The 1,763-nt window shown below is 70.0% G+C and carries 2 protein-coding genes; both read right to left on the reverse strand.

Annotation, left to right across the window (positions count from 1 at the left end; translation table 11 throughout):
* Window positions 1-63: 63 nt before the first annotated feature.
* Window positions 64-690 (reverse strand): GntR family transcriptional regulator, encoded by a 627-nt coding sequence (locus U9R90_RS35950; RefSeq protein WP_411061677.1) that lies wholly within the window; start codon window positions 688-690, stop codon window positions 64-66.
* A 98-nt stretch (window positions 691-788) separates the two neighbouring features.
* The coding region (gene sucB / locus U9R90_RS35955; protein WP_411061678.1) for a 2-oxoglutarate dehydrogenase, E2 component, dihydrolipoamide succinyltransferase at window positions 789-1,763 on the reverse strand (975 nt) is incomplete at its 5' end.

A 1,763-nucleotide genomic window follows, 5' to 3' on the forward strand; every position in this document is an offset into this window, starting at 1 on the left:
TGGGGCGGAGCCCCAGTTTCGGGAAGGGGCGGGGTGGGGGAGGAGAAGCCCTGGCCGCAACCACTACGCTCGCGGCGCGCAGCCCAGCACGTGCGACTTGACCAGTTCGCCGATCCGGGGATCACGGTTCCGGAACGCTTCCACCAGTGCCTCGTGCTCCTCCGCGTACGACTGCTGGCGCGTACCCAGCCAGCGGATCGACAGCGCGGTGAAGACCTCGATGCCCAGCCCCTCCCACGTGTGCAGCAGCACCGAGTTCCCCGCCGCCCGCACCAACTCCCGGTGGAAGGCGACCGTATGACGGACCTGCGCCTCGCCGTCCGCCTCCCGGTCCGCCTCGTAGAGCGCCGCGACCGAGGGCTCAAGGACCGAGACGTCGTCGGCGAGCCGCGCCGCCGCCAGTTCGGCCGCGATCTGCTCCAGACCGGCCCGTACCGGGTAGATCTCCTCCAGATCGGCCGCGGTCAGATTCCGTACCCGTACGCCCTTGTTGGGCGCCGACTCGATCAGCCGCAGCGCCTCCAGCTCACGCAGGGCCTCCCGTACGGGCGTCTGGCTGACCTCCAGCTCGACCGCGATCCGGCGCTCCACGATCCGCTCGCCCGGCTGCCAGCGGCCGCTCACGATGCCCTCCACGATGTGCTCGCGGATGTGCTCGCGGAGCGAGTGGGCGACGGGCGGCGTGGTCATGCGTGCTCCTTAGGCAGGGCGTCGACGCCCTAGACAATACGGCGAAGCCCCCGCCCGGACAGGTCCGGACGGGGGCATTCACGCTGATGAGACGAGCGTTACAGGCCGAGCTCGACCTCGAACTCGCCCGCCTCCAGGATCGCCTTGACCGTCGTCAGGTAGCGGGCGGCGTCGGCGCCGTCCACCAGACGGTGGTCGTAGGAGAGTGCGACGTACGTCATGTCGCGGATGGCGATGGTCTCGCCGAGGTCCGGGTGGTTGATGACCATCGGACGCTTCACGGTGGCACCGATGCCCAGGATGGCGACCTGGTTCGGCGGCACGATGATGGTGTCGAACAGCGCACCGCGCGAGCCGGTGTTGCTGATCGTGAAGGTGGCACCGGCCAGGTCGTCCGGCGTGATCTTGCTGGCGCGCACGGCGCCCGCGAGCTCCGCGGTCTTCTTGGAGATACCGGCCAGGTTGAGGTCGCCCGCACCCTTGATGACCGGGGTCATCAGGCCCTTCTCGGAGTCCACCGCGATACCGATGTTCTCGGTGTCGAAGTAGGTGATCGTGCCCTCGTCCTCGTTGATCCGGGCGTTGACGACCGGGTGGGCCTTCAGCGCCTGGGCCGCGGCCTTCACGAAGAACGGCATCGGGGACAGCTTGACGCCCTCACGGGCGGCGAAGCCGTCCTTGGCCTGGGCGCGCAGCTTCATCAGCTTGGTGATGTCGACCTCGACGACCGAGGTCAGCTGGGCCTGGCCGTGCAGCGCCTTCATCATGTTGTCGCCGATGACCTTGCGCATCCGGGTCATCTTGACGGTCTGACCACGCAGCGGGGACACCTCAAGGGCCGGAGCCTTGGAAGCGGCGGCCGGAGCGGCTGCGGCCGGAGCCGGAGCGGCGGCCTTCGCGGCCTCGGCGGCGGCGATGACGTCCTGCTTGCGGATACGACCGCCGACGCCGGTGCCCTTGACGGCCGACAGCGCGACGCCGTGCTCGGCGGCCAGCTTGCGGACCAGCGGCGTGACGTACGCGCCGTCCGCGTCACCCGCGGCCGGAGCCGGAGTGACCGGAGCCGGGGCGGC

This window comes from Streptomyces sp. E11-3, from assembly GCF_046540415.1.
Lineage (GTDB): Bacteria > Actinomycetota > Actinomycetes > Streptomycetales > Streptomycetaceae > Streptomyces.

Bases quoted from the DNA above. Each gene is read 5' to 3' on its own strand.
- U9R90_RS35950 (WP_411061677.1), bottom strand. From the start codon at position 690: ATGACCACGCCGCCCGTCGCCCACTCGCTCCGCGAGCACATCCGCGAG.